Raw genomic sequence first — 23,556 nt, 5'->3', positions numbered from 1 at the left:
CAAACTGATCTGTCTGCTTTATAAGCCCTATGGTCTGAGACATCAACAGGAGTTCAGGCTCTCGACAAGTTAACTACATTTATCTAAATTTTATTTTTCCAAATATGCTCGTTAGTCGGGGACGCAACCCTAACGCTTCAGAAGTGATCGGCCAGCTGATCACAAATCCAGGTTTGCGCGGTCGTGTGCTTACTACCCTTAGCCTACTGCTCTTGGTCCGCCTTGGCATTTATATCCCAATACCTGGGATTAACCGCGAAGCATTCAAACAGTTCATAGACCAAGGTGGACAGTTGATTGGCTTTCTAGACATCTTCACGGGTGGAGGTATCTCGACTCTGGGTATTTTTGCACTCGGGATTCTTCCCTTCATCAATGCATCAATTATTCTTCAGTTGCTAACAGCAGCATTGCCTCAACTAGAAAATCTTCAGAAGAATGAGGGAGAGGCAGGTCGCCGAAAAATAGCCCAGATTACTCGCTATGTTGCCTTAGGATGGGGAATGATTCAAAGCCTAGTATTCGCCACAATTCTACGCCAGTACTCTATTGAAGGTCTCAGTGAGGTCGCTTTCGTCATACAGACATCCTTAGCGCTTGTGACCGGGTCGATGGTGGTTATGTGGATTGCAGAGATAATTACAGAGCGAGGGATTGGACAAGGAGCATCTTTGGTAATCTTTTTGAATATCGTCGCTACTCTCCCCCGTACACTCGGAGCCACGGTCGAGGCCGCTCAAACTGGAGATAGAGACACGGTTATAGGGATTATCGTTTTGGTTTTAGTATTTTTGGCGACTATTGTGGGAATTATTTTTGTTCAGGAGGGTGCTCGGCGGATCCCAATCGTGAGTGCCAAGCGCCAAGTTAATGGAACCGGAGTCTTGCCAACACGCCAAAGTTATCTGCCACTTAAATTAAACGCCGGTGGGGTGATGCCGATTATTTTCGCCTCAGCTCTTATTTTGCTTCCAGTTACGGCTGCCAACCTTACCAAAAGCGAATGGTTAATTCGTGTGGCAAGCACACTCAGCCCTAATGCTGCTAATCCCTGGCCTTACGCCCTAGCCTTTTTCGCGCTGATTCTCGGGTTTTCCTATTTCTATGCTTCTCTGACAGTGAGCCCAGTAGACATTGCCATCAACCTCAAAAGGGGCGGTGTTGCTATTCCGGGTGTGCGTCCTGGCAGCGCGACAACTAATTACCTCTCAGGTGTTCAAAACAGGCTTACATTGCTAGGTGGTTTGTTTCTCGGCTCGGTTGCCATCATTCCTGCCGCTGTGGAACGTGCTACCAACGTACAGACATTTCAAGGGCTTGGTGCTACATCGCTGCTCATTTTGGTCGGCGTCGCTATTGATACAGCTAAACAAGTTCAGACTTACGTGATCTCTCAGCGTTACGAAGGCCTAGTGCGCCAGTGAATTTAAAATGCATCATCTATAGACGTCATTTCGCTCAATTATTCGATGAAAACTCGCCTTCTCTTACTCGGTCCACCTGGAGCCGGCAAGGGTACTCAGGCAACAAGACTATGCGACTCTAATGGTATAAACCACCTTTCCATGGGTGATCTTCTGAGAAGCGAAGTAATAGCTAAGTCAGAACTTGGCAAACAAGCCGAATTTGTGATAAGTCAAGGTGAACTAGTCAGCGACGAGCTTGTTCTGGCCATCGTTGAAAAACAAATGAGGTCTATTTCAGGGGAAGGTTGGCTTCTTGATGGTTTTCCACGAACAATCCCTCAAGCCGAAGCTTTGGCACCTTTGCTCACAGAGCTCCAGCAACCGATCGAGACCGTTGTACTATTGCAGCTGAATGAGAGCATGTTGATCAAGCGCATGCTCGACCGCGGTCGAGCCGACGACAGCGAGATGGTGATCCGTAACCGCCTGCGTGTGTACCAGACAAAGACAGCACCCTTAATCAACTACTATCAAGAGAGAGGGTTGCTTGTCAGTGTTTCAGCTCATGGTTCGGTTGAGGAAGTCACTGAGCGAATTACGAATATGCTGAGCTGACTAATAATGGTAGGATTACCGCCTGGAAACTTGGAAAGCCACGCTTCATGAAAGTGCGCGCTTCTATTAAGAAAATGTGCAACAAATGCCGAGTAATCCGTCGTCACGGCCGGGTAATGGTGATTTGTACTAATCCGAAGCATAAGCAACGCCAGGGCTAATCCCAGCGTTTCTATCCAGCTGGTTGTGAAGCCAACCGCTTCATCAACTCAGTTTTCCATTGCCTTCGACATGCAGAAGGCCCTTAATGTCCCCTTCGATTGAATTTCCGTGGCACGGATTGCCGGCGTTGACATCCCTCGCGATAAGCGAGTCGAGGTGTCGCTTACATACATTTACGGGATTGGCCTAACTCGGGCCAAAATCATCTTGGTCAAAGCGGGGGTGGACCCCGATACCCGGGTCAAAGACCTCGAGGATGGTGATATTCAGAAGCTCCGTAGCGCCACCGAGGCCTTCACTGTGGAAGGTGATTTGCGTCGACAAGAGGGCATGGCTCTCAAACGACTGCAAGACATTGGCTGCGTCCGAGGCCGTCGTCACCGAATGAGTCTTCCGGTCCGTGGCCAACGCACGCGTACCAATGCCCGCACACGTCGTGGTGCTCGCAAGACTGTGGCTGGTAAGAAAAAGTAATTCTTCTCTCCCTTCTTTACTCATTGTACGTAACGGCCCATGGTTAAAACCGCTAAGAAGTCAGGCTCTAAGAAAGTCAAACGCAACGTCCCTAACGGCGTTGCCCACATCCAGAGCACTTTTAACAATACGATTGTTTCGATCACCGACACCGTTGGCGACGTTATCGCCTGGTCGTCTGCTGGTGCCAGCGGTTTTAAGGGGGCGCGTAAGGGGACCCCCTTTGCTGCACAAACAGCCGCAGAAGCTGCTGCCCGTCGTGCTCTTGAACAAGGCATGCGTCAAATTGAAGTTTTGGTTCGTGGTCCAGGATCTGGCCGTGAAACGGCTATTCGTGCTCTCCAGGTCGCCGGTCTGGAAATCACCCTGATCAGAGACGTCACCCCTTTACCCCATAACGGTTGCCGTCGGCCTAAGCGCCGTCGCGTCTGAGCCAGTCTTCTTTCCCGGTTTTTACTCTCTACATTGCTTCAGACCGTGCTGCAGTACCAGATCGATTGCATTGAGCATCAAACAGCCGAGGATCGCGCCCAAACCGGTGTGTTCATAATTGGCCCGCTCGAGCGCGGCCAGGCCACAACCCTAGGCAACGCGTTACGCCGTGTTCTAATGGGCGGCCTTGAAGGCAGTGCCGTCACCGCGATTCGCATCGCTGGTGTAAATCACGAATATTCAACAGTTCCCGGAGTTCGCGAAGACGTTCTCGACATTTTGCTGAACTGCAAGGAATTGTCGGTAAACAGTCGTTCTGCCGAACTAGAAATTGGACGCTTGGTTGTTGCTGGTCCTGCTGAGGCAAGAGCTAGCGACCTTCAGTTTTCATCCCAGGTACAGGTTGTCGATGGTAACCGAACGATCGCTACGGTTGCCGAAGGACACAGCCTGGAATTAGAGGTTCATGTAGAGCGAGGAATTGGTTACCGGCCAATCGATCGCCACAACGAAGGCACTAGCTCCATCGATCTCTTGCAAATTGATGCGGTGTTTATGCCAGTCAAGCGAGTCAACTTCAATATCGACGAAACAGCTGTCGCCGAGGGTGGTTCTGTTCGTGAGCGTCTACGAATCGAAATCGTTACTGATGGCTCTATTACGCCTGATGATGCCCTTGCGCAGACAGCCAATAAACTGCTGGAACTATTCCAACCCCTGGCTACCGTCACCTTAGTGGAAGAAGTAGGCGTTGAGCCAGAACCATCCGCCGAAGCTCAAATTCCTCTCGAGGATTTAAATCTCTCCGTTCGGGCTTACAACTGCCTCAAACGCGCCCAGGTTAACTCTGTGTCTGATTTAATGGGGTTCAGCTATGAAGATCTCTTGGAGATTAAGAATTTTGGCTCTAAATCAGCTGATGAGGTGATCGAAGCACTTGAACGTATCGGCATCTCCATTCCTCATAGCCGCACTTCTAACTAATTCAGGCCGCTGGTTTCTTACTATACATAAGGCCCTTACGACGACAAAACCAATCATGCGTCATCAGCACCGAGTTCCTCAGTTGGGTCGCCCCGCTGATCAGCGTAAAGCGATGCTACGCGCTCTTACTACCCATCTCATTCGTGAAGGTCGGATTACTACAACAAAAGCTCGTGCTAAGGCTTTGCGTGATGAAACGGAGCGAATGATCACGTTGGCAAAAAATGGAAGCCTGGCCTCCCGCCGGCGCGCTATTGGCTACATTTACGACAAGCAACTGGTCCACGCCCTCTTTAACAAAGCCTCGGGTCGTTATGGCGATCGTAAAGGTGGTTATACCCGAATTACCCGTACAGTCCCCCGTCGTGGTGACAATGCCGAAATGGCCATAATCGAACTAGTCTAACCCTAACTGACGTTAAGCCCGATGGTCGATTATTGGATTCCCTGCGTGTATCACTCGAAGCATTGATTGTCCGCCGAATCGCACTCAGCCTACAGTACGAAGGCTCAGGTTTTTGTGGATGGCAGCGACAACGTAATGCAAGGAGTGTTCAGGCTGTTTTAGAGGAGGCCATTGCCCAGCTCGATTCTCTAAGGCCAACGCAGAGTTTTGCAGCTGGACGAACAGATGCGGGCGTTCATGCTGCTGCTCAGGTGGTTCACTTTGACTGTTTTGAGTCGATTCCGGCTTCGAGATGGGCTCTTGCTCTCAACAGCCGCCTGCCAGCATCGATCAGAGTGCGTGAGTCCGTGGAGAGACCCAGGGATTGGCACGCCTGTTACTCTGCTATTTACCGGCGTTACCGGTATGTTGTGTACAATGGTCAACGACCCAACCTATTTCTCAGCCCCTGGAGTTGGCATTGTTACCACTATCGCCTTGACGAACAGGCAATGCGTCAAGCATTGGAGGGAATAGTTGGCCTCCATGATTTCGCCGCCTTCATGCGAGCCGGTAGTAGACGCGCCCATTCACGTACCACTGTTCAGGACGTGTTGATGGAACGCAAAGGTGATCTCATACGTATTGAAATTCAAGCCAGCGGCTTTCTTTACGGCATGGTGCGGCTCTTGATGGCCCAGCTGGTTGCCGTTGGAGAGCATCGTCTCAGTGTGAGTGGCTTTGAGCAGCGTTGGAAGGAACGCCGCCGTCAAGAAGTAAGGGAGGCTGCTCCAGCCAAAGGACTCTGCTTATTGCGAGCTGGTTACAACGAGGCCATTTTCAGTAAGGCCGGCTGGTACGATTGCCAGCCGTGGTTTTCTCTATCAGCGGAAGACCCTCCACATCCTCCTCCTCTCTTATCAAAGTCAACCGAACCAGGCATCTCAATATCACGGCCGCGTTACAGCTCTGGATAGACAATTTATCGATAAGTAAGCCCATCCATCAATCCACGATTGATCTATCTCCTGTACGATTATATTGTTCCAAGTGGAGTATTACCAAAACTGACATGCCGGTGAGATGAACAAAACTTCCCTTCCCTCAATTAGCTCGATCAACCGTCAGTGGTATGTGGTGGATGCTGCTAATCAGACCCTTGGTCGCCTTGCGACTGAGATAGCTTCCGTTTTACGCGGCAAAAATAACCCCAGCTTCACACCCCACCTTGATACTGGTGATTTTGTGGTGGTTGTCAACGCCGAAAAGATTCGAGTCAGTGGTAAAAAAGCACAGCGAAAACTCTATCGCCGTCATTCAGGTCGTCCTGGTGGAATAAAGGTAGAAAGCTTTGAATCCCTTCAGAAACGCATTCCTGAAAGGATTGTAGAGAAGGCGGTTAAAGGTATGCTCCCCCACAACGCATTGGGACGTCAAATGTTCCGCAAGCTCAAGGTTTATAAGGGTAACGGTCACCCTCACTTAGCCCAGAGACCTCAACCCTTTCAGCTTAATCCTTCAGCTTCCGCCAAATGAGTAACTCCGCTGCCTATTGGGGGACTGGTCGCCGTAAAACTTCCGTCGCTCGCGTGCGCCTGGTTCCTGGAAACGGAACAATAACTATCAATGGTCGCCCCGGAGAAAACTACCTTAACTACAACCCAGCTTACATTGCTGCTGTCAAAGCTCCCTTAGAGACATTAGGTCTTACCAGCGAATATGACATCCTCGTTAATGTTCACGGTGGCGGGCTAACTGGTCAATCCGGAGCCATTAAGCAAGGTGCCGCTCGCGCCCTTTGTGAGCTTTCTGCAGATAATCGCAAACCTCTCAAGACGGAAGGCCATCTAAGCCGTGACCCACGAGCCAAGGAACGTCGCAAGTATGGCCTCAAAAAGGCTCGCAAAGCACCTCAATTCTCTAAACGCTGATTTTTGGTTTTACAATGCCTAAACCTGACATACATCCCACTTGGTATCCTGATGCCAAGGTAATCTGCAACGGCGAGGTGGTCATGACCACTGGTGCCACTCAGCCAGAGATTCATGTTGATGTCTGGAGTGGAAATCATCCCTTCTTCACAGGTACGCAAAAGATCCTTGATACAGAGGGACGCGTGGATCGTTTTATGAAGAAGTACGGTATGGGAAGTAAGAAAAACAACATTGGGGCGATTGCAACCCAAGCCTAAGGCACGGCTATGGATGCCTCGACTTTGACCAGCCGGTTACAGACGGCTACAGCTGGCTTCTATAGTTTGGAACGGCAGCTATCGGATCCTGATGTTACGAATAATCCAAAGAGGCTGGAAACTATTGCCCGAGAACGATCAAGACTTGAACCCTTGATTCGAGGTTTCGAGGAACTTCAAAAGCTTGAGCAGGAGCAATCTGATGCTCGTGAGTTATTGCGAGATAATCGTGAAGACGCTGCGATGTCTGAACTCGCTCAAGACGAGCTCAATGATTTAGAGAGCCGATACACTGCCTTAAAGCAGCGTCTTACCCTTGCTTTGCTTCCTCGCGATCCACGCGACAATCGTAGTGTGATGCTTGAGATTCGGGCGGGGACTGGTGGCGACGAAGCCTGTCTTTGGGCGAGAGATCTAGCCCGAATGTATGAGCGCTATGGGCAGAAGCTGGGATGGTCTATACAACAACTGAGTTGTACAGAGGCAGACCTGGGAGGGTTCCGGGAGCTTATCTTGTCTGTTAAAGGAATAGGCGTTTTCAGCCAACTGAAATTTGAGGCAGGCGTTCATCGTGTACAACGCGTTCCGGCCACAGAATCCCAGGGACGTGTGCACACATCGACTGCTACGGTGGCGGTCATGCCTGAAGCAGAAGCGGTGGAAGTGCAGCTTGATCCGAAGGATCTAGAAATTAGCACGGCCCGCTCGGGAGGAGCCGGCGGCCAAAACGTCAACAAAGTGGAAACTGCCGTGGATTTGCTTCACAAGCCAACAGGAATACGTGTGTTCTGCACGCAGCAACGTTCTCAATTGCAAAACCGTGAACGTGCACTTGAAATACTGCGAGCCAAATTACTTGAGCGAGAACTGGCAGCCGCCGCTGATCGCGAAAGTAACCGTCGGCGCACCCAAATCGGCAGCGGCAATCGTTCTGAAAAGATCCGCACCTACAACTACAAGGACAATCGAACAACCGATCATCGCCTTGGACGTAATTTCTCTCTTGAATTAGTACTTCAAGGCCAACTAGAGAATCTTACCGAAGCATGCATAGCCGAAGAGCAGCGTCAAAAGCTAGAAGCCTTTAATGAAATGTCTTAAAGCATCAATAACTTACTGAACCCACTCGCCATAGCGCTTTGTGTGAATCTGGCTGATTGTTTCAAACGTCAAACTGCTCGATAGGCAACGAGGAACTTGCTTCAGCAGCATCTTCTCTTCCTTCGGAGTTATGATCTCCCTTATACACGTTGCAGTTAAGACAAACAGTAGTGACGTTTTCCCATGCACCGGTATCACCGCGATTTTTAGGAATAACAGGGATCGATTAAAAGTAACCAGCCGTAGCAACCGCAGTATTGGCAACTGTGATTGTCCCGATAAAGGATGTTACAATCAGTGGGGAGCATCTGATGGAAAGGCATACATACGTTTCGACGTAAGCCAATTACTGTTGGGAAGTGTATTCTCCTTTGGACTACAAAGTTCGAGGCTTTCTGTCTTCCCTTTAAGTATCATCACCATGGCCCGGATGCCAGGTTGTGATATTTAAAGGCTCGTAGGATGCATTGAGAATGAGAATCTGGCTCATGCCAGCTCCCTAATCGCGGTCCATGCTATTGGCCATACCAAGTTTGTCTAGGTAGCCCTGGACATTATCGTTATGTCGGGTCAGAATCCATACCAGCGCGCCTGGGTAGAGGTATCACCGGCAGCTATTGAAGCTAATGCTAAAGCTTTGCGCCGATACCTCAGTCCGGAAACGCGTCTGATGGCTGTAGTTAAAGCTGATGGGTACGGCCATGGTGCCGTCACAGTAACCAAAGCGGCACTTCGAGGAGGAGCCACAAGCCTCGGTGTTGCCACCTTAGAAGAGGGACTGGAGCTCAGGAAGGCTGGTCTTGAAGCACCGATTCTACTGTTGAGCAACCTTTGTGAGGCTGAAGAACTGCGTACCTGCTTGCATTGGCAGCTCATGCCGACGCTCAGCAGCTTGGACGATGCCAGAGTCTGCGACGAACTTGCGAAGGACAGCGGTAGACGATTCAAAGTTCAGCTCAAAGTCGACACAGGCATGAGCAGACTTGGATGTGCACTAAAAGATGGTATTTCGACCATCCGAGACATCCAAAATCTTAAGGACTTGGAATTGAAAGGGGTCTACAGTCACCTGGCTTGCGCTGATGATCGCAACACAACTGTCACTCAACTCCAACAACAGCGATTCCGTGCCGTAATCAAGGCATTGCCTCAGCAGGGGCGCGGGCTTTGCTTTCATTTAGCTAACTCCGCCGGTACTTTGTTAACAACAACCCTGCATCACGATATGGTGAGAGTGGGCCTTGCTCTTTACGGGCACCCTCCGGCTACACATTTAGCTGATGTAGTGCCCTTGCGCTCAGCGTTATCAGTCCGAGCCAAAGTCACTCTAATCCGCGAGATCCCAGCGGGCACTGGAGTTAGTTACGGTCATCAATACGTCAGCCAAAATTCTGTGCGACTGGCAGTTGTCGCCATCGGCTATGCTGATGGCGTGGTGCGTGCTCTCAGTGGACGAATTCACGCGCTGTATCGCAACAAACATCTGCCCCAAATCGGGGCAATCACCATGGATCAGCTTTTAATCGATGTAACAAATGCACCAGAACTTGGTCCTGGCAGTACCGTAACACTGTTGGGACGTGACCATGAAGCCGAAATAACACCGCAGACCTGGAGCGAGCGCTGTCATTCAATCCCCTGGGAAATCCTTTGTGGTTTCAAACATAGATTACCTCGAGTCGAGGTTTAACTGATTATCAAGCCTTGATAGAATCGAGGAAGTGTGTGGAGAGGTGGCTGAGTGGTTGAAAGCGGCTCCCTGCTAAGGAGTTACAGGAGGCAACTCCTGTCGAGGGTTCAAATCCCTCCCTCTCCGTTCTAACGCTGTCTTAGGAGGTTCCTAGTGAGCCCTTTACAGCCCTGAAGCTATCGCAAGTACTGAATGCTGAGTGTCAGCATGTTTCGACGTTGTAAGCTGAAGTTGGGGTAAGCCTTAGATCTTTGAGAAGCAGCTATTCGCTAGAATCAAGTTATGTCAGTGCATGCCAAACCACAAAGTTGAAGTAAGGCCAATTCAGAGCCTTGTAGTCCTTCCCGCCACTACTCGTAGGGAGCCTGAATGAAACTCAGAAGTACACTAATTAATATGATTAAGACACCAAATAGTTTATGCAGCAACGAATCTCTATCTAGAATGGATAAGATTATGTGGAATATTTATAATTTAATTACCAGCAATTGTGGCAATATATCATCGACTTAAACAACAAACTCTTGACTACAAAGCAAGTCATTCAAATAGTCGCTCTTTCGAAGAATATAGTTTACCGTTGCATGAAAACCGGCTTATTCCCAAGGCCACTAAGTTTAAGCGAGAATATAATAAGATAGAAAACCAACCATACTCATAATAATTATTAATAATAATGACGATAAAATCACACAAAAAAATAATTAAGTCAACGAAAAATAGCAAGAAAACACATAAAAATGCGGAAATTAATTAGTCATTAAATATGATCCTTGCTATAGTAGATAGGGCCTTTACTTTGCAGTCACACACAGAAGATTTGAGGGAAATTAATACAAAAAAACTCCGTCTGAATGTTATCTAGAGAAGTTTAGGTCTAATGCTGGTGAGCTAACGCTTAAGCAGGCCCATAAACTTTGGTCTAACATAAGAGGGTAGGCCGCAGACAATAACAAATCTCCTGCTGATTACTTACGATTACAAAAATCAGAAAGCCAGTTACAGAGAATTCTTCAAGAAGCATTAGAAGAATTCCTTGAAAGAATTAAGGAGAGGATCAAAGCCTCGACATACAGGAAGTATCAGCTCAAGATCAAAAATTAAATCCTTCAGAACATCAATCCTGAAACAACACTCCAAGAATTTGAGTGGGAAAACGGCGGAAGAAAGATTGTCATGGAAGCTTTAGAGATAATAGCTGATGACAAAAAACATGATCTCACTAAGAGGTGTTAGGACTTGCTTCGTCAGACCTTCAATCTTTCCATTAACAAAAGATGGATGAGAAAAGGCAGTAATCCTGCTGACAAATTGACTAGAGATGACTCGCCCGAATCCTCCTCCAAGCACCACCCGTCGATTTATTGGAAGGAAGTGCCATCATTACTGACAGAAATAGAGCTCAACAAGCTAAACGCAGAAGTTCAAGCAATGATTTCAACCAAACTGTTGTTCATGACCTTGTTGGAGCTTTAACCAGGCTTGAGTGGGATTGGTTTGACACATATTTTGAAAACATCATAACCATTCCTAGTGACTGCCCAGGTCTGAAAAGCAAGAAAGGAAAAAACGAACACATACCTCACCACGTAACGATTACTTCGTAAATGAGAAAGCTGTTCGACTTCCTGATCGATGGGACGGCATGAGCCAATACCTCTTCCAGTCACTCAGGCAAAACCGATATCTACACCTGGACCCAGAGACTCTCAACAATTTCCTCAAAAACATTGTTTGTGGGGGTGTACTCAGAGCTCATGGTTGGAGAACTACCGTCTTGACAACAGGTATCGATGTCTTACACACCGACAGCGATGTCATCCGCAAGCGAATGGGCCACCTACCGGAAGGAAGGGTTGCTCAGGCTTACGACAGAAGTGAGCGACTTGACGAGAGGCGGGAGTTTCTAAACCAGTGGTGCGATCTATTGGAAAGAAGCGTGATGAAGATCTGACTTGCATTGATAGAGTGATTGGCCAATTGATGGGACCGTTAATCGTGCACTTAGAGAGGAACTGAACTGTCTTTTGCTGATGACTATTCAAAGACACAGCAGGCGACAATCAGAATTGAACTGGCCCTGTCGAGGATAAGGCTCTGGTTTATGCAGTGGCTTTCACATCAGTTTTGACGCGTGCCTTTGACTTACGCTTTGGCCGCTTTGGCTTAACGATTCCCTTGACAGGATCAGATTCATGTGGTGCACAATCAAGTTGTGCAGGAGCAACGGGAGCTGCAGTCAATTCCGCTGACATCAAGCATTTCTGTGTAACCCAACTTCTGGCCTAGGTCTTCATCGGGCACCCTTACTCGCACGTAAGAGGCAAGATCTGGCACAATGCAACTGATATTGATAAACGTTGCTCGTCCACATGGAACTAAGGTTAACTCCACACGCTCAGCAAACTGCGCTGGAGACATAGCCCTATACAGCTCAACAGCGATGAAGCGGCATGGCTGTCGAAGCCGGTGCGATAGCTTCAGCAATCACTGTTGATCGATGTGGTGTACACAATAAGCATCTCCCTTGGCTCGAAGTTCTCTACCGCTGGGTGGTTATCTCAATCCGATTAAGGAAACAGGTCAAACAGTTGGGCAGCTAGACCCTCTCTCCATAGTCACCGAGGCAATAGGCAGCTCTGCCTTAAGAAACAGTAATGCCTCCTGAGATAAAAATCGTTTCGCGATCTTCTCTGATGAGCCTGGCTTCTCTGGTAAAGAAGCCAGGCTCATCAGAGAAGCCGGAGAAGTCTTGAGTCAACTTCTCGAACTGCTAGTTGGACAAGACTAGGATAGGAGTGAAGAATGTCATCTAGATTCATTCCAGAAAGAACAATCGTTCGCAGACTCGGCGCCACCCGAGCTGCTGTTGGCTGTTGGTAAATGCAGTGGGTGTAGTCATCTCCGCCAGACATACAAGTAGACGTCAGCCAAATGTCAGTAGCTATGTTTGCCGACGGAAGCCAATAGTTCAATGAAGTAGGCAAGCTCGTATCTAGTTTCTTTTTCTTTCAATCGATCAAATCAGGTCTGAGGGGGGTTAAAGTCTCGAAAATTTCTCACCATATTTAGTCTTTTATAAAGTTAATTCTTCTGCAGTTTTCTTAGAAACAGCGACCACTGCGTATAAATATACATTTTTTATAAAATTAAGATCCTATAGCAGCTTCTCCGATGGCTTCGGAGCTTGTTGTGGTTTGCTGGATCGTCTTCTCGCGGTTGAACATGAAGAGTCCGAAGGAGAAGGCAAAGGAGATAGCGAATGTGGCAGGGATATAGAGGTACCAACGCTTCATTCCAATTCGCATTCCTTCGGCCGCATAGAAGATAAATGAGGTAATCAGAACCAAGGTCAGATCAGCTGCGATGGATTCTGCCGAGGCGTTTGCCCAGACCCCGGCTGAAAATAGATTCACGATCTCTATCGGATCGGTGAGGCCTAACGCCTCTGTTTCCTTGATAAACTTGTAAATGTAGAGCCAGGGCCAACCAATACCCGCAACGGTGAGAGCTCCGTAAAGGCCGAGACGCAATTTCTGCATTGACAAAAGGGAAGAGCGTGAATGCTCTTACAATAGAAAGGATAGACGTGTTTCTTATCTGACAACATCAGCCAAAGACGATGGCTCTATGTATTTATAGAAATATCTTTATATCGTCTAAAGTGTGCCCATATGCGCATGAATTAATCAAGCAGCATCAGAAATTTTTACATCCAGATGCCAACCAGCATTGGTCAACGGTTCAGCGCTTGTTCTCCATGTCGAATCGACCAACCCATCAGTAGTAGTTGCTTTGTTTTTGGCAATCGAAGGGCACATTGCCAAACGCCACTCCAATTTATTGACAGCTTTGGTGCACTGATCTGCCCGAGCGTTTTGCCCGTGGTATTTGAAGTACGAAGACCTCAGGCGCTCTTATTTGACTGGGTATTCAAAGTCGTGTCTCGTTGACATACTTGAGCGTGTAAGACGCACGGCCAACGAATAAATTGGTAAAAGCTATGAAGCGGAAGATTCTTAAAGGCTGTGTTTAGTCACAAACGATTCTCGTAGGAACCGAACAACCTTCCAAGAAACAGATTTCACGCACCAATAATCTTCCACATCTGGCACTAAAATAAAAGTTTTCAATCACTATCTCCCCTCCATCAGTCTTAAAGCATCTGATTTGGATGCATAGAGGTGCCAGTCGTCTTTATCAATAGTCAATACAGCGCCGCATGTGCTGAACGACATGCTGAACAATCGCACGGTCGCTTAGTACCGCTAGATGGAAACTCGACCATTAAGCGACAACTCGCTGCTCATCACTTGGGAGGTTTAATTAGCTCACCAGTCTGCAGAGAGACAACCACAAAGCTTCCTACAAACACCAAAGACACAATCACGAGAATCGCAGCCGTAACGTTGCCGATCTCTAGCTCCCCGAGCATAAAAGCGATCTGAGGGAACATCACTGGATCCAAGCTGATAGCAGCTTAAAGCCAGCGCTTGCTTTCAGTCAGAAATGCATATCAATCAGAGGCTGCGTAGAAATCCGTAGCGTTACGCACAAGCGGAAGCAGGATTAGCGTTACCGCACATCGAGCAGCAGGTTGATGTGCAACACACCTTTGCCAAGCACGGGAGCAGTGACCGGCCTGAAGGAAACTCTCGATTTTTTCAGAGATCCCAGTTTCACTCAGCGACGGTTTGAGCAATACGGAGATGTATTTGAGACCAGATTATTGGCTCAACGAATCGTTTTCATCCGCGGTGAGCAGGCGATCAGTAACCTCTTTAGCCAAGGGAATGCACTCGAGGGTTGGTGGCCGAAAAGCGTTCGGCAGTTACTGGGAAGTCATTCACTGGCCAACCGCAGCGGACCCGGCCATAAAGTGCGCCGCCGGGTGGTGGGGCAGCTGTTTTCTAGCGCCGCGCTGGAGCGCTATACCCAGTCGATCGAAGCTCTGATCGAGGACTTGGCCAACGAACTGCTCGCCTCCGACGTTGCTATTCCCCTTGCCGAGCGAATGCGTCGCTTCGCTTTTGCGGTTATCTCCAGCACGGTGCTGGGGTTGGAAGCCACCGGCCGGGATGCCCTGTTCAACGATTTCGAAATCTGGACACGGGCCCTGTTCTCCATCCCCGTAGCGCTGCCCGGAACCCCCTTCGCCAAAGCGATGGCGGCGCGGCAGCGGCTGCTGCAACGGTTGAAGACGGTTCTGCAGAACAGCAGCCAGGACCGGGGCGGTTTAGACTTGCTTAGCGGAGGACTTGATGAGGCGGGCATTCCGCTAGATGACGATGACCTGGCGGAACAATTGCTTCTGCTTCTGTTCGCTGGATACGAGACCACGGCCTCATCGCTGAGCTGCCTATTCCGGGCGCTGTTGCTCAATCCGGAGCTGGGGTCATGGCTACAGCCGGAGTTGAAGGCTGGTGCGGCGACCTCGAGGCTAGATGCCACGGTGTTGGAGGTGATGCGACTAACGCCGCCGGTGGGCGGTTTTTTTCGACGCAGCCTTCAACCCGTGCAGCTAGCGGGAGTAGCGATACCGGAAGGCAGGGTGATTCAGGTGGTGCTAACCCCATCTCACTCCGCCGTCGCCACCGACCTGGCAGCTTTTCGGCCCCAGCGACATCTGGATGGGTCGTTCAAGCAGACCCTGCTACCCTTCGGTGGCGGGGAGCGGCTGTGCCTGGGCAAGGCCCTGGCACAGCTGGAAATCCGACTGATGGCTGTGGGGTTGCTGCGGAAGCTGAGCCTAGAGCTGTTGCCCGATCAGGACTTGTCGCTGCAACTCATCCCCAGCCCCACACCCCGCAGTGGACTGCTGGTGACAGCTCAGGCGATCCACTAATCGGCGTCCACGCTACGTTTGATCAACAGTCCCAAACGCTTGAACTCGGTGAAGTTGACATCTTGCACTGTCTGATCGAGGCCGCATTCTACCCAGTCCTCAGCCTGTTTTTCATCAATGGCGAAGTCTTGCTCTAAGCTGTCGCGGCGGATGAGGTAAGTGATTCCGTTCTCATGCAGAAAGTCAGCGGACATCAGCTGCAGTCCCATGGGGCTCGTTTCGATCAAGCGATGACGGCATTCAATCGATGAGTGCAATGACCTGCTACCGCCCAGCCAATGGGAGGTGCACAATGTAAGAAGCGATCTCCTATCAATGGCAAAGCGCTATTTCGTGGATAGCCCTGACTCTGACTTAAGAGCAGGGATTGACGGCGCTAGTCGTGATGGGCGTGAGCCTGACTACCGGAGCAATTTTCGCGACCTGTTACCTGGCGCTGAGCTCTTCCCCGACAGCGATTTGGCTAGCCGAAAATCTCAACTTCTAGGCGTTTGCTGTTCTTTCTCAGGAGTTTGTCGACGACTGAATTAGAGCCGCCCGTAAAAGGAACCAAGCGCACTGTTAGCACCAAAACAAACAGCTCCCATGAACATGACCAAGTAGAAAATAGAAGAGCTTGATGCACCCGAAACCTGTCTAAGGCACCCAAACGCCAACCCTCTCTTTCGGCATCAACCAATTCCGAACTTAGTATCCGTAGTTTTATTAAGAAACGTAAGAAGTATACAGGCCGTCGGGCCCGTCTCCTGTAGCGAGTATCCCTTCCGGGAGTTTCAGCCAATCCAGGGCAGGGATTGCTTCAAATGGATTGACTGTTTCTAGGGTGCCAGCCAACGTAACTACTCGCGATGGAGTTCGTACTCTCCGGATCCCTAATATTACAATAATACCACGCCTGATTGGAGCTCAGAAATTTTAAGGCTGTGCATATCTTCAAAACTTGCTCCTCGACTTGTGGGACTAGCCGAAATCGCGTACAAGCGTTCAGGTCATTTGAGCTAGCAACCGGACTCACAACTCACATCCCTCTCTGGGCCTGACTAAGTTGACTAAATTTATGTGTATTTATATGAAGCGCTTCCTCAATGCTGCGCTCCTCAGCAGAGCAACTGCTGCATGCGTGGCCTTAACGCTGGCTTCAACCAGTTCAGCCATCGCTGGCATTTGCAATATGCACAAGCAGAACGCCTCTGCAATGCAGAACGAGCAGATCGACGACAAGCAGACCGACAAGAAAAAAGTCGAGACTTGATCAATGTCTCTGTGTTTGGCTCAAAACGATTGACAGTCGGCCCTCCGGGCCATTTTTTTAACTGGGTGATATCAGTCCATTTCTGACATTGAAATCACAAGCCGGGGTAAGGCTGATTAATTTTTCACAGATATAAGAAAGTTACGGCAAGTGTCAGACGAACATAGGCACAAATGCTTTTTCTATCTTAAGGCAGTGTCAACTAGTACCACCAGGTCTCGAAACTCCCCAAACTTCTTGGAAGCATCGGATGGTTGCTCCCATGGCGTGCTGATTAGTCGTCACGTCAGGTCGCATCGCACACACTGGGAAAACCGAGTTTAAAACCGATCTCTCTATTGAGCTGCAATAGGTTTTGACGAAGCGGGTAGGAGGGAGATGCCGTTCCCCTACGTGACATCGTACTCAAGACTTCCTCCTGCAGTGGCAAATAACATTTCTCAAAGAATTCCCAGCGTTCCCCTATCCCTAAAGAAGCGTCATACATCTTAAGAATCTTGTTCAGGGGCACAGCTAGCAAGACACTTGTTGACCGGACCGTAGTTGCGTCTAAGAACATCCTAATCAGCGGTTGTGACAACCCTGAGCATCTACGTGCTCTTAAACGATTCTTCTACCCAAGGTTTCTTAGGAATGAATTCGGGGCATTCGCATCTCAATGCGAGAACCGACTTTGCATAATTGGCAAGGAGCAATTTATCTCGTCCATTAAAAAGTTACAATTTTTGCAATATCTTTTTATTTGAGTAATAACTAGAACAAAGTAAAAAAGTATATTCATTGATTCTTTTGCTTCGCTTTAAACCAAGAGTTTTGCTTGTAACTTTTATCTTATTTGGATAGATTTTATCTGAATTAATTTATTCCCATTATAACTTGCTCAATACCCTTGTACGTAAGCAAGTCATGAACCAAAAAAATTGATTACCAATACTATTAGGATATTTGAGTTGCAACGATTAACCTGAATTACTAGATAAATTTTAGAAGTTCAGACTATTCAATTGTTGGGTGGTTGTTTGCTAAATGATGTTGGAACACAATTTGCCGGGAAGGTATTAAACGAAATTTTCCTATAAAATTTATACTTATTCTTCACTAATTGCATAATTAAATGCTTGAAAAAGAAAGCTCTGGTATTTATTAGCAAGAGCAAATTTGTAATCGGTATGTACTTGACCGATTGCACTCTATTAATCGGTAACAAATATAATAATATAGAAAATCAAACAATGTAAATAAAACAAAGTTATTATTAACAATATATCTCAACTTCAGCTATGTTTTAAAAACTAGCGTTGAAAAGATACCGCATATTAATGATTAATTTGAACTAGGTGATTGTATTTAGATGAGCCTAATCCTGCTCAAGGAAAGAAAGGTAGGCAACTAGCCAAAGATAGTTAAAGCGTCGTATTTACATAAAGCCCTAGCAAGCTTCGGAAGCAACTGTTCATCTCTGGCTCGATCAGGACCGGAACTAAAAGCGACGATCATCATTGGCGGCTGACCTGGAGCTTGCCACCAAGCAGCATCATGACGAACCTGACTCATCCAACCCGCCTTACTCCAAAGTTTCACATCCTCCGGCAGGCCTTCTCCTAGAAATCCATCTACCTGGTTTTCCGGATCAGCCCGACTCAATTCTGGATCAAGCGAACGCAATAAAAAATCTTGCAGCCGCCGGCAGGCTGGGGGAGAGACCACAGCACCCGTCATGATTGCTTCCAACATGCGAGCTACTGCAGCGGTAGTTAGAAGGTTTCTATTAGCGTTATTTATTCCATAGAAAACCTTTTCGCGTCCATAAGGGCCATCCCCCCAGGTCTTTTGGCAGCAATTCACATGTTCAAGCTCTGGCCACATCAGCGTTGTCAGCCAATCATTCACTAAGCGTCGTTGTCGTTGCCATGATTGCCAACGTTTCCCTTGCAGTACTGGACCACTTGTCGTACCTGTGAGTAGATCCAACACAAAGCTAGTGGCATCGTTACTTGAGTTGCTAATCATTTCTCGCAAAGCACGTTGCAGTTCATCGCTGTCTGGAATCAAGTCATGCTGTAGCCATCGTTCTGCTGCGACAGCGTAGAACAATTTTACTACGCTAGCAGGGTATAAAGAACGCAGATGATTCCAAGATGCACCGAATCCATTACCGGCCTGCGGTGCAGCCTCAGTATAGCGAACCCAGGTCAATCCGAGACTATTGCGAAGTCCTGGACGGCCTTCTGCATCGAGGTCATCTAATACCGATTCCAGGTAAGACGCCATTCCGAGATCGGGACGGTAGAAAGCCATAGCAAGAAAGATTGACCATGGCAACGTCGGGTACTTTACTAGCTCCGGATTTATTAGCAACAAATAGCTATTGGCGTCTTCATTCGAATGTGAATGGTTACTCTTTACCCACAGGTAGTAGCCTGGCAACCCAAGCATTTAGGGGAAGAAGCTTCCGTATTATCAATAGTATCGGACCTCGGCTATTAGTAATACTTTCGGAGGATGGCTATCGGTGCTGGCTGGATCAAGACGATGTAATCGATCAGGCAGAACAATGCCCCCCTTGGAAACCAATGCTTTTTACCAGTCAGGAAATCACATTACGTCTACCGGAGGTATTAAGACAGAGCGGGGTTGCGCAACGGCAACCCAATATCTATTTATGGGGCGGTACGATAGGGCCAAATCTAGACTGCTCCGGCCTAATTCAGATGGCTTTTGCGAGCCAAAATATCTGGATTCCGCGCGATGCATACCAACAAGAACAATTTTGCCAACCGATTGCCGTTACTCCTAAGTCTACCGGCATGCTTCGGCCCGGTGATCTAATCTTCTTCGGCACACCCCGACGTTGCACCCATGTCGGGCTCTATCTCGGTGAGGGGCGCTATAGGCACAGTTCAGGGCGTAAATATGGCCGAAATGGCATTGACATCGATAGCCTTCACCCGCGAGACAACCACCCTGTGGCGTGTCACTATCGAGCAAAACTCCGGGGGGCTGGAAGGGTCGTATGCTGTCACGACGGCAGCGCTTGGGTTTAGGCCGTGTCTGACACACTAAACACAAGCCGTTTAAATAATCACAATGAACAAGATAGGAACAGCAATATTCCCCGATTAGCTTGCAGTAACCAGTAAGGCAGCCTACATGAGTGCGCCTCTAGATTTGTCGGTGGTGGTACCTCTTTACAACGAAGGAGAGAGTCTCCCACATTTGATCAACCAGCTTCTTACGGCACTTCGCCCTAGCAGGGAACACTTCGAACTGATCTTAGTGAATGATGGTTCGAGTGATCACACCACTGATGTATTAAAGCGTCTGAGTCATGAGGTGCCAGAACTGGTGGGGGTCTTATTACGTAAAAACTATGGTCAAACAGCGGCTATGGCCGCCGGTTTTGATGTGTCACAAGGGGAAGTAATCGTAAGCTTGGACGGCGACCTCCAAAACGACCCTGCTGATATCCTGATGCTACTGAGTAGGTTGCGCGAAGGTTATGACCTTGTGAGTGGTTGGCGTCATCAACGCCAAGATGCCGTATTGCAACGTAGGCTCCCCTCCAAGTTTGCTAATCATTTAATTGGCCGGGTTACCGGGGTGCGGCTTCACGACTACGGGTGCTCACTTAAAGCATATCGTAGGGAAATTCTGGCGGATATGCGCCTCTACGGAGAGCTACATCGGTTCCTGCCAGCCCTGGCGTCTATTGAAGGGGCACGAATAACAGAAGTAAAGGTGAATCACCGCGCCCGCCGGTTTGGCAGCAGTAAGTACGGAATTGACCGAACATTCCGGGTGTTAATGGATCTTCTCACGGTTTGGTTCATGAAACGTTTTCTCACTAGACCGATGTATGTCTTTGGCTTAGGAGGTCTGATTGCAATTGTTACCAGCCTAATAGCTGGTACTTATCTACTCGTGATCAAGTTGATGGGCAGTGATATCGGTAACCGCCCATTGCTGACCCTCACCGTTGTGCTCGGGCTTGCCGGTATACAATTATTCTGCTTCGGGCTGCTGGGAGAATTACAAATCAGAACCTATCACGAAAGCCAAGATCGACCAATTTATCGCATTCGTGAAACATTACGTGGCAAACAAGACTCTTGAAACAGGCATACTGTGCATCGCAATGTGGAACCGTTTGCTGAATAGTAGTCGTTGTTTTCATGACATGAGAGTCGCAGTCATGTAATGCCTAGTACAAGAGAGAAAAGCAAAATTGATACGCCATCAAAGCGCTGCCTATCGTGCAAATAATATATGATTTTCTAATCAAGTTCCATTATCAAATCCGATTGTTATCAAAGATAGACTATTTCTTAAACTACCAGCTAGATAGCCTAATGCTGGGGAGGGGAAAGGAAGGCGATACAAAGCACTGTTCCTTTTCAAGAACCTAATTTAAAGCTATGTAAGCGCGACCTAGCTACGCTATAGCATTGGTAAATAATAGTCCAAGCATCGGTTTGATCAACTATAGTCACAGGGAAACCGTAAACAAGACAGTGGCATCGGGGACAAGAAAGTCTTGAATTCAGGTTGAACTTTTATGTCGCCATCGCGGCTCTACAGAAGCCGTCAGATCAGTCTCTATACAGTGAGCGCGAAACTTTTAGTCTCGATATGACTGGAGAATTCACTGCTGCTTGGTTGCCCGCAATTTTCGTGCCCATGATCGGGATAGTGTTTCCTGCAGTGTTCATTGTTCTCGTTGGTCGAGTAATTACCGCCGCCGAGTAACCGAAAACTGCGAATCGCCCCTTGCACCTTTAACATTCGTTTCCAATGACTGTCACCCCTGCTGCTGACCCTTGTGTAGGCAACCTTGCCACGCCAGTAAACAGTGGCTATTTTATCAAGAGTTTAATTAACAACCTACCGCTTTACCGCCAAGGAATCTCACCAAATTTTCGCGGTCTCGAAACCGGTGCGGCCTTTGGCTATTTATTGTACGGTCCCTTTACCATTTGCGGTCCCTTACGAGCTACCGAATACCAACAAACTGCTGGTGTTTTGGCAGCCATTGGAGCTGTCCATATCCTTACCCTGCTGTTCCTGTTGTATAACCAGCCAGGTAGTCAGCCTTATATGCCTCCTGCTGACGTCACCGTTGATAATCCTCCCTCGGATTTGTTTACCCGGATTGGTTGGGCTGATTTCACCAGTGGTTTTTGGCTAGGTGGCTGCGGAGGAGCAGTTTTTGCTTGGTTTCTTTGTAGTACAGTTCACGTGCAAGATCTATTTAAGATTGCTGCTGGTGTTTGGAGTGTTGGTTAAGTCAAGCCGCTTTATAGTTTAAGTCTATTTTTTATAATTCCCTGAAAGTTATTAATAACTTTCAGGGAATTATATTTTTGTCACAGAAATAGTAAATCCTATCATTATTCTTAACTTTTTTAGCCATTTTTATATTGACTTTTGTTTGTAAAAATCTATAATCTGCTTATATTGTCAGCTAAAATCGACATCCGCTACCAGTTTAAAAAAGATTTCCTTCAGTGTAGTTAATATTAGTATAGAATATAGACATCAATTCACTAATAATTTTATCCAAAAAATTAAAATAAAAGTATTAAAACAGCTTTAAAATAATAATTGAATAGTTTAAATTAGTTAAGAGATATTAATTTAAATGATACTGATAAACAAGTTTAATATCAGTCTAAGATTTTTAATCATTTGCCAAAAATTAATACTACAATAACTGAATAACAGAGGCTTAATTAAATTTAAAGACACTAATTATGTAGTTATTAAGAAGTAAAACTATGAATATACGGCTGTAATTAGTGAACTAAGTCATCAAATAATAATCAGTTTTTAATTTTTTATCTCTAGAATTAAGTCTTTAGTTTCATATTAATCTTGCTAAGATATCTTATTTAGAATGAACTAAGTAGCATATTCAACACGATATCGTATCATAATCTTAGGATTGCTTACATAAAAGATAGCATTATAATAGGCTTAAATAAGCAGTTTCTATATCAAAACCAGCAAATTTAATCAAGATCTTGTAAAGCAAAAATGTGAACTTAACAATTTTTTTTGCAGTGAGTAGCAATACGTGTTATGTCTGAACCTATAAATCTGGTGGTTAGTAAATTATACAAATTTTTTTATAGTAGTCTTAACTAAATTGTCGCCCGTCTCAAGATAGATTAATCAAGTTCACTAGCCTATTACTCTTAACACTAGCTTCAAATGCTAAGAATAAAAGACAAGTTGCCTCCTCAAAATAAATAAATATATGAGTTAAAATCTATACTTAGGTTTAGATTAATCAAGTTATAGCTACTATATAATTAATAATCAGTACATAGATACTTAGCATATTAGTTTACTCCTAATAATTATATCAATAGTTTATTTTTATAAGCAATTACCAAGCCAATAGCAATCTCTATCACCTTTAGTTTTGATAAAAATCTACACTTATTTTGATTCTTATTCTACGAAAATAAAGCAGGTTTAAGACAAGTAGTATCGTTCATAAACATATTTAAGGAATAGTATCACTAGAAAAAATTTTAGTCAACACAAAAAAATGTCATATAGTATTTATTTGATCAAAATAGCACAAATTAAGACTTTTATTTATGCTTAGCATTAATCAAAAATGATTTAGATGTAGAATATATAGTTAAGTGTATGAAGTACTAAGTTTTCAATAGTTATCTGAATCAAACTGATTCAAACCCATGTCACTGCAACCACTGTTCAAACTTATAGACTTAGTAATAAATCTAGACTAATTATAGAGTTATTAATATTGCAGCGATGAGAATTCAGTCTATCAATGCTTGAAGCAATAGCTTAGACAGGTCTAATTATTAACAAAACTTAAATAAGTAGCTACTAATCTATCTTATTAGCCACTTAAGCATTCTTGTCTTTTATCAAGATTTGTTATTATGACAACACATAATACTTATAAAGGAGAAAATATTTGGAATACCTAGCTTTAAATAGCTAGGAGTAAATCAAAAGAATGATTAATAATATCTAACTAA

35 protein-coding genes, 1 tRNA gene and 1 pseudogene are annotated in these 23,556 nt (G+C 46.6%); 27 read left to right on the top strand and 10 right to left on the bottom strand.

Annotated elements, in window-relative coordinates; all coding sequences use genetic code 11:
• Nucleotides 1-104 precede the first annotated feature (104 nt).
• The 12 genes from secY (at nucleotide 105) to prfA (ending at nucleotide 7,750) form a co-directional block, all read left to right on the top strand.
• Nucleotides 105-1,424 carry a preprotein translocase subunit SecY gene (gene secY, locus ABWV55_RS04680; RefSeq protein ID WP_353291038.1) on the top strand — a complete coding sequence of 440 codons (1,320 nt, stop codon included), beginning with the start codon at nucleotides 105-107 and terminating at the stop codon, nucleotides 1,422-1,424.
• A 45-nt stretch (nucleotides 1,425-1,469) separates the two neighbouring features.
• On the top strand, nucleotides 1,470-2,021 hold the full coding sequence (locus tag ABWV55_RS04675; protein ID WP_353291037.1) for an adenylate kinase: 552 nt from the start codon (nucleotides 1,470-1,472) through the stop codon (nucleotides 2,019-2,021).
• A 47-nt stretch (nucleotides 2,022-2,068) separates the two neighbouring features.
• Nucleotides 2,069-2,182 carry a 50S ribosomal protein L36 gene (rpmJ, locus tag ABWV55_RS04670; RefSeq protein WP_353291036.1) on the top strand — a complete coding sequence of 38 codons (114 nt, stop codon included), beginning with the start codon at nucleotides 2,069-2,071 and terminating at the stop codon, nucleotides 2,180-2,182.
• 109 nt (nucleotides 2,183-2,291) lie between these two features.
• The gene (rpsM, locus tag ABWV55_RS04665) at nucleotides 2,292-2,657 is read left to right on the top strand and encodes a 30S ribosomal protein S13 (protein WP_353291035.1); all 366 of its coding nucleotides are present in this window, start codon (nucleotides 2,292-2,294) and stop codon (nucleotides 2,655-2,657) included.
• 39 nt (nucleotides 2,658-2,696) lie between these two features.
• Nucleotides 2,697-3,089 (top strand): 30S ribosomal protein S11, encoded by a 393-nt coding sequence (gene rpsK, locus ABWV55_RS04660; RefSeq protein ID WP_353291034.1) that lies wholly within the window; start codon nucleotides 2,697-2,699, stop codon nucleotides 3,087-3,089.
• 45 nt (nucleotides 3,090-3,134) lie between these two features.
• Nucleotides 3,135-4,073, top strand: coding sequence for a DNA-directed RNA polymerase subunit alpha (locus ABWV55_RS04655; RefSeq protein WP_353291033.1), 939 nt, complete (start codon nucleotides 3,135-3,137; stop codon nucleotides 4,071-4,073).
• 55 nt (nucleotides 4,074-4,128) lie between these two features.
• Complete coding sequence (gene rplQ, locus ABWV55_RS04650; RefSeq protein WP_353291032.1) at nucleotides 4,129-4,479, top strand: 50S ribosomal protein L17; 351 nt, start codon at nucleotides 4,129-4,131, stop codon at nucleotides 4,477-4,479.
• Between the two features lie 32 nt (nucleotides 4,480-4,511).
• Nucleotides 4,512-5,435: a tRNA pseudouridine(38-40) synthase TruA gene (gene truA / locus ABWV55_RS04645; protein WP_353291031.1), complete on the top strand. Its 924-nt coding sequence runs from the start codon at nucleotides 4,512-4,514 to the stop codon at nucleotides 5,433-5,435.
• A gap of 106 nt (nucleotides 5,436-5,541) precedes the next feature.
• Complete coding sequence (gene rplM / locus ABWV55_RS04640; protein ID WP_353291030.1) at nucleotides 5,542-5,994, top strand: 50S ribosomal protein L13; 453 nt, start codon at nucleotides 5,542-5,544, stop codon at nucleotides 5,992-5,994.
• Nucleotides 5,991-6,389 carry a 30S ribosomal protein S9 gene (gene rpsI, locus ABWV55_RS04635; RefSeq protein WP_353291029.1) on the top strand — a complete coding sequence of 133 codons (399 nt, stop codon included), beginning with the start codon at nucleotides 5,991-5,993 and terminating at the stop codon, nucleotides 6,387-6,389. The genes rplM and rpsI overlap by 4 nt, the downstream gene beginning before the upstream one ends.
• A 14-nt stretch (nucleotides 6,390-6,403) precedes the next feature.
• Nucleotides 6,404-6,649: a 50S ribosomal protein L31 gene (rpmE, locus tag ABWV55_RS04630; RefSeq protein WP_353291028.1), complete on the top strand. Its 246-nt coding sequence runs from the start codon at nucleotides 6,404-6,406 to the stop codon at nucleotides 6,647-6,649.
• Nucleotides 6,650-6,658: 9 nt separating this feature from the next.
• Nucleotides 6,659-7,750 carry a peptide chain release factor 1 gene (gene prfA / locus ABWV55_RS04625; RefSeq protein WP_353292496.1) on the top strand — a complete coding sequence of 364 codons (1,092 nt, stop codon included), beginning with the start codon at nucleotides 6,659-6,661 and terminating at the stop codon, nucleotides 7,748-7,750.
• Between the two features lie 12 nt (nucleotides 7,751-7,762).
• On the opposite strand, the pseudogene ABWV55_RS04620 reads toward prfA, so the two are convergent.
• Nucleotides 7,763-8,240: pseudogene (locus ABWV55_RS04620) on the bottom strand (HNH endonuclease).
• A 72-nt stretch (nucleotides 8,241-8,312) separates the two neighbouring features.
• On the opposite strand from ABWV55_RS04620, the gene alr reads away from it, so the two are divergent.
• The 6 genes from alr to ABWV55_RS04590 all read left to right on the top strand — a co-directional run bounded on the left by alr (nucleotide 8,313) and on the right by ABWV55_RS04590 (nucleotide 11,394).
• Nucleotides 8,313-9,440 (top strand): alanine racemase, encoded by a 1,128-nt coding sequence (gene alr / locus ABWV55_RS04615; protein ID WP_353292495.1) that lies wholly within the window; start codon nucleotides 8,313-8,315, stop codon nucleotides 9,438-9,440.
• A gap of 37 nt (nucleotides 9,441-9,477) precedes the next feature.
• Nucleotides 9,478-9,566: transfer RNA gene (locus tag ABWV55_RS04610), tRNA-Ser, on the top strand.
• Nucleotides 9,567-9,928: 362 nt separating this feature from the next.
• Complete coding sequence (locus ABWV55_RS04605; protein ID WP_353292494.1) at nucleotides 9,929-10,081, top strand: AlpA family phage regulatory protein; 153 nt, start codon at nucleotides 9,929-9,931, stop codon at nucleotides 10,079-10,081.
• A gap of 367 nt (nucleotides 10,082-10,448) precedes the next feature.
• Nucleotides 10,449-10,544 (top strand): hypothetical protein, encoded by a 96-nt coding sequence (locus tag ABWV55_RS04600; protein ID WP_353292578.1) that lies wholly within the window; start codon nucleotides 10,449-10,451, stop codon nucleotides 10,542-10,544.
• 135 nt (nucleotides 10,545-10,679) lie between these two features.
• Nucleotides 10,680-10,916, top strand: a complete 237-nt coding sequence (locus tag ABWV55_RS04595) for a hypothetical protein (RefSeq protein ID WP_353292493.1) — start codon at nucleotides 10,680-10,682, stop codon at nucleotides 10,914-10,916.
• Nucleotides 10,917-11,085: 169 nt separating this feature from the next.
• Nucleotides 11,086-11,394 (top strand): hypothetical protein, encoded by a 309-nt coding sequence (locus tag ABWV55_RS04590; protein WP_353292492.1) that lies wholly within the window; start codon nucleotides 11,086-11,088, stop codon nucleotides 11,392-11,394.
• 254 nt (nucleotides 11,395-11,648) lie between these two features.
• Here the strand turns inward: ABWV55_RS04590 and ABWV55_RS04585 are convergent, their stop codons facing one another.
• Nucleotides 11,649-11,861, bottom strand: a complete 213-nt coding sequence (locus ABWV55_RS04585) for a hypothetical protein (RefSeq protein WP_353292491.1) — start codon at nucleotides 11,859-11,861, stop codon at nucleotides 11,649-11,651.
• Nucleotides 11,862-11,893: 32 nt separating this feature from the next.
• Between ABWV55_RS04585 and ABWV55_RS04580 the strand changes: the two genes are divergently transcribed.
• A complete protein-coding gene (locus ABWV55_RS04580) occupies nucleotides 11,894-12,043 on the top strand; it encodes a hypothetical protein (RefSeq protein ID WP_353292490.1) in 150 nt (49 codons plus the stop codon).
• 129 nt (nucleotides 12,044-12,172) lie between these two features.
• Here ABWV55_RS04580 and ABWV55_RS04575 read toward each other — a convergent pair whose 3' ends face one another.
• Both ABWV55_RS04575 and ABWV55_RS04570 read right to left on the bottom strand, forming a co-directional pair.
• Nucleotides 12,173-12,355: a hypothetical protein gene (locus tag ABWV55_RS04575; protein ID WP_353292489.1), complete on the bottom strand. Its 183-nt coding sequence runs from the start codon at nucleotides 12,353-12,355 to the stop codon at nucleotides 12,173-12,175.
• 234 nt (nucleotides 12,356-12,589) lie between these two features.
• Complete coding sequence (locus ABWV55_RS04570) at nucleotides 12,590-12,982, bottom strand: DUF2834 domain-containing protein (RefSeq protein ID WP_353292488.1); 393 nt, start codon at nucleotides 12,980-12,982, stop codon at nucleotides 12,590-12,592.
• A gap of 177 nt (nucleotides 12,983-13,159) precedes the next feature.
• Here ABWV55_RS04570 and ABWV55_RS04565 point away from each other — a divergent pair, with 177 nt between their 5' ends.
• The gene (locus tag ABWV55_RS04565; protein ID WP_353292487.1) at nucleotides 13,160-13,393 is read left to right on the top strand and encodes a hypothetical protein; all 234 of its coding nucleotides are present in this window, start codon (nucleotides 13,160-13,162) and stop codon (nucleotides 13,391-13,393) included.
• 356 nt (nucleotides 13,394-13,749) lie between these two features.
• On the opposite strand, the gene ABWV55_RS04560 is transcribed toward ABWV55_RS04565, so the two are convergent.
• On the bottom strand, nucleotides 13,750-13,896 hold the full coding sequence (locus ABWV55_RS04560) for a hypothetical protein (RefSeq protein WP_353292486.1): 147 nt from the start codon (nucleotides 13,894-13,896) through the stop codon (nucleotides 13,750-13,752).
• A gap of 60 nt (nucleotides 13,897-13,956) precedes the next feature.
• Complete coding sequence (locus tag ABWV55_RS04555; RefSeq protein ID WP_353292821.1) at nucleotides 13,957-14,142, bottom strand: hypothetical protein; 186 nt, start codon at nucleotides 14,140-14,142, stop codon at nucleotides 13,957-13,959.
• Between ABWV55_RS04555 and ABWV55_RS04550 the strand changes: the two genes are divergently transcribed.
• Nucleotides 14,074-15,285, top strand: a complete 1,212-nt coding sequence (locus tag ABWV55_RS04550; RefSeq protein ID WP_353292485.1) for a cytochrome P450 — start codon at nucleotides 14,074-14,076, stop codon at nucleotides 15,283-15,285. The genes ABWV55_RS04555 and ABWV55_RS04550 overlap by 69 nt on opposite strands.
• On the opposite strand, the gene ABWV55_RS04545 is transcribed toward ABWV55_RS04550, so the two are convergent.
• On the bottom strand, nucleotides 15,282-15,494 hold the full coding sequence (locus ABWV55_RS04545; protein ID WP_353292577.1) for a hypothetical protein: 213 nt from the start codon (nucleotides 15,492-15,494) through the stop codon (nucleotides 15,282-15,284). The two genes, ABWV55_RS04550 and ABWV55_RS04545, sit on opposite strands and share 4 nt — an antisense overlap.
• 124 nt (nucleotides 15,495-15,618) lie before the next feature.
• On the opposite strand from ABWV55_RS04545, the gene ABWV55_RS04540 reads away from it, so the two are divergent.
• Nucleotides 15,619-15,816 (top strand): hypothetical protein, encoded by a 198-nt coding sequence (locus ABWV55_RS04540; protein WP_353292484.1) that lies wholly within the window; start codon nucleotides 15,619-15,621, stop codon nucleotides 15,814-15,816.
• A gap of 174 nt (nucleotides 15,817-15,990) precedes the next feature.
• On the opposite strand, the gene ABWV55_RS04535 is transcribed toward ABWV55_RS04540, so the two are convergent.
• Entirely contained in the window at nucleotides 15,991-16,119 is a 129-nt protein-coding gene (locus tag ABWV55_RS04535; RefSeq protein WP_353292483.1) for a hypothetical protein, read from the bottom strand.
• Between the two features lie 282 nt (nucleotides 16,120-16,401).
• Between ABWV55_RS04535 and ABWV55_RS04530 the strand changes: the two genes are divergently transcribed.
• Nucleotides 16,402-16,623 (top strand): hypothetical protein, encoded by a 222-nt coding sequence (locus ABWV55_RS04530; RefSeq protein ID WP_353292482.1) that lies wholly within the window; start codon nucleotides 16,402-16,404, stop codon nucleotides 16,621-16,623.
• A gap of 200 nt (nucleotides 16,624-16,823) precedes the next feature.
• On the opposite strand, the gene ABWV55_RS04525 is transcribed toward ABWV55_RS04530, so the two are convergent.
• Entirely contained in the window at nucleotides 16,824-17,117 is a 294-nt protein-coding gene (locus tag ABWV55_RS04525; RefSeq protein ID WP_353292481.1) for a hypothetical protein, read from the bottom strand.
• An 809-nt stretch (nucleotides 17,118-17,926) separates the two neighbouring features.
• Nucleotides 17,927-18,835 (bottom strand): serine hydrolase, encoded by a 909-nt coding sequence (locus ABWV55_RS04520; protein WP_353292576.1) that lies wholly within the window; start codon nucleotides 18,833-18,835, stop codon nucleotides 17,927-17,929.
• Nucleotides 18,836-18,852: 17 nt separating this feature from the next.
• Here ABWV55_RS04520 and ABWV55_RS04515 point away from each other — a divergent pair, with 17 nt between their 5' ends.
• The 4 genes from ABWV55_RS04515 (at nucleotide 18,853) to ABWV55_RS04500 (ending at nucleotide 21,820) form a co-directional block, all read left to right on the top strand.
• Nucleotides 18,853-19,581 (top strand): C40 family peptidase, encoded by a 729-nt coding sequence (locus ABWV55_RS04515; protein WP_353292480.1) that lies wholly within the window; start codon nucleotides 18,853-18,855, stop codon nucleotides 19,579-19,581.
• Nucleotides 19,582-19,687: 106 nt separating this feature from the next.
• On the top strand, nucleotides 19,688-20,650 hold the full coding sequence (locus ABWV55_RS04510; RefSeq protein WP_353292479.1) for a glycosyltransferase family 2 protein: 963 nt from the start codon (nucleotides 19,688-19,690) through the stop codon (nucleotides 20,648-20,650).
• Between the two features lie 516 nt (nucleotides 20,651-21,166).
• On the top strand, nucleotides 21,167-21,283 hold the full coding sequence (locus ABWV55_RS04505) for a photosystem I reaction center subunit VIII (protein ID WP_353292575.1): 117 nt from the start codon (nucleotides 21,167-21,169) through the stop codon (nucleotides 21,281-21,283).
• A 45-nt stretch (nucleotides 21,284-21,328) separates the two neighbouring features.
• Nucleotides 21,329-21,820, top strand: a complete 492-nt coding sequence (locus ABWV55_RS04500) for a photosystem I reaction center protein subunit XI (protein ID WP_353292478.1) — start codon at nucleotides 21,329-21,331, stop codon at nucleotides 21,818-21,820.
• Nucleotides 21,821-23,556 lie beyond the last annotated feature (1,736 nt).

The organism is Synechococcus sp. M16CYN (assembly GCF_040371545.1).
In the GTDB taxonomy this organism is placed as follows: Bacteria; Cyanobacteriota; Cyanobacteriia; order PCC-6307; family Cyanobiaceae; genus Parasynechococcus.
Note: the sequence above shows the minus strand (reverse complement) of the source record. Positions and strands in the feature narration are given on the sequence as shown.

Excerpts from the sequence above, each read along its gene's own strand:
- ABWV55_RS04510 (WP_353292479.1), top strand. The coding sequence starts at position 19,688 with ATGAGTGCGCCTCTAGATTTGTCGGTGGTGGTACCTCTTTACAACGAA.
- rpsI (WP_353291029.1), top strand. The coding sequence starts at position 5,991 with ATGAGTAACTCCGCTGCCTATTGGGGGACTGGTCGCCGTAAAACTTCC.
- secY (WP_353291038.1), top strand. The coding sequence starts at position 105 with ATGCTCGTTAGTCGGGGACGCAACCCTAACGCTTCAGAAGTGATCGGC.
- rpmE (WP_353291028.1), top strand. The coding sequence starts at position 6,404 with ATGCCTAAACCTGACATACATCCCACTTGGTATCCTGATGCCAAGGTA.
- ABWV55_RS04520 (WP_353292576.1), bottom strand. The coding sequence starts at position 18,835 with ATGGCTTTCTACCGTCCCGATCTCGGAATGGCGTCTTACCTGGAATCG.
- ABWV55_RS04590 (WP_353292492.1), top strand. The coding sequence starts at position 11,086 with ATGAGCCAATACCTCTTCCAGTCACTCAGGCAAAACCGATATCTACAC.
- prfA (WP_353292496.1), top strand. The coding sequence starts at position 6,659 with ATGGATGCCTCGACTTTGACCAGCCGGTTACAGACGGCTACAGCTGGC.
- ABWV55_RS04570 (WP_353292488.1), bottom strand. The coding sequence starts at position 12,982 with ATGCAGAAATTGCGTCTCGGCCTTTACGGAGCTCTCACCGTTGCGGGT.
- rplM (WP_353291030.1), top strand. The coding sequence starts at position 5,542 with ATGAACAAAACTTCCCTTCCCTCAATTAGCTCGATCAACCGTCAGTGG.
- ABWV55_RS04530 (WP_353292482.1), top strand. The coding sequence starts at position 16,402 with ATGCGTGGCCTTAACGCTGGCTTCAACCAGTTCAGCCATCGCTGGCAT.
- ABWV55_RS04515 (WP_353292480.1), top strand. The coding sequence starts at position 18,853 with ATGGCAACGTCGGGTACTTTACTAGCTCCGGATTTATTAGCAACAAAT.
- ABWV55_RS04580 (WP_353292490.1), top strand. The coding sequence starts at position 11,894 with ATGGCTGTCGAAGCCGGTGCGATAGCTTCAGCAATCACTGTTGATCGA.
- alr (WP_353292495.1), top strand. The coding sequence starts at position 8,313 with ATGTCGGGTCAGAATCCATACCAGCGCGCCTGGGTAGAGGTATCACCG.
- ABWV55_RS04585 (WP_353292491.1), bottom strand. The coding sequence starts at position 11,861 with ATGTCTCCAGCGCAGTTTGCTGAGCGTGTGGAGTTAACCTTAGTTCCA.
- ABWV55_RS04545 (WP_353292577.1), bottom strand. The coding sequence starts at position 15,494 with ATGGGACTGCAGCTGATGTCCGCTGACTTTCTGCATGAGAACGGAATC.
- ABWV55_RS04505 (WP_353292575.1), top strand. The coding sequence starts at position 21,167 with ATGACTGGAGAATTCACTGCTGCTTGGTTGCCCGCAATTTTCGTGCCC.
- ABWV55_RS04500 (WP_353292478.1), top strand. The coding sequence starts at position 21,329 with ATGACTGTCACCCCTGCTGCTGACCCTTGTGTAGGCAACCTTGCCACG.
- rpmJ (WP_353291036.1), top strand. The coding sequence starts at position 2,069 with ATGAAAGTGCGCGCTTCTATTAAGAAAATGTGCAACAAATGCCGAGTA.
- rpsK (WP_353291034.1), top strand. The coding sequence starts at position 2,697 with ATGGTTAAAACCGCTAAGAAGTCAGGCTCTAAGAAAGTCAAACGCAAC.
- ABWV55_RS04565 (WP_353292487.1), top strand. The coding sequence starts at position 13,160 with ATGCCAACCAGCATTGGTCAACGGTTCAGCGCTTGTTCTCCATGTCGA.
- ABWV55_RS04560 (WP_353292486.1), bottom strand. The coding sequence starts at position 13,896 with ATGTTCCCTCAGATCGCTTTTATGCTCGGGGAGCTAGAGATCGGCAAC.
- ABWV55_RS04575 (WP_353292489.1), bottom strand. The coding sequence starts at position 12,355 with ATGTCTGGCGGAGATGACTACACCCACTGCATTTACCAACAGCCAACA.
- rplQ (WP_353291032.1), top strand. The coding sequence starts at position 4,129 with ATGCGTCATCAGCACCGAGTTCCTCAGTTGGGTCGCCCCGCTGATCAG.
- ABWV55_RS04675 (WP_353291037.1), top strand. The coding sequence starts at position 1,470 with ATGAAAACTCGCCTTCTCTTACTCGGTCCACCTGGAGCCGGCAAGGGT.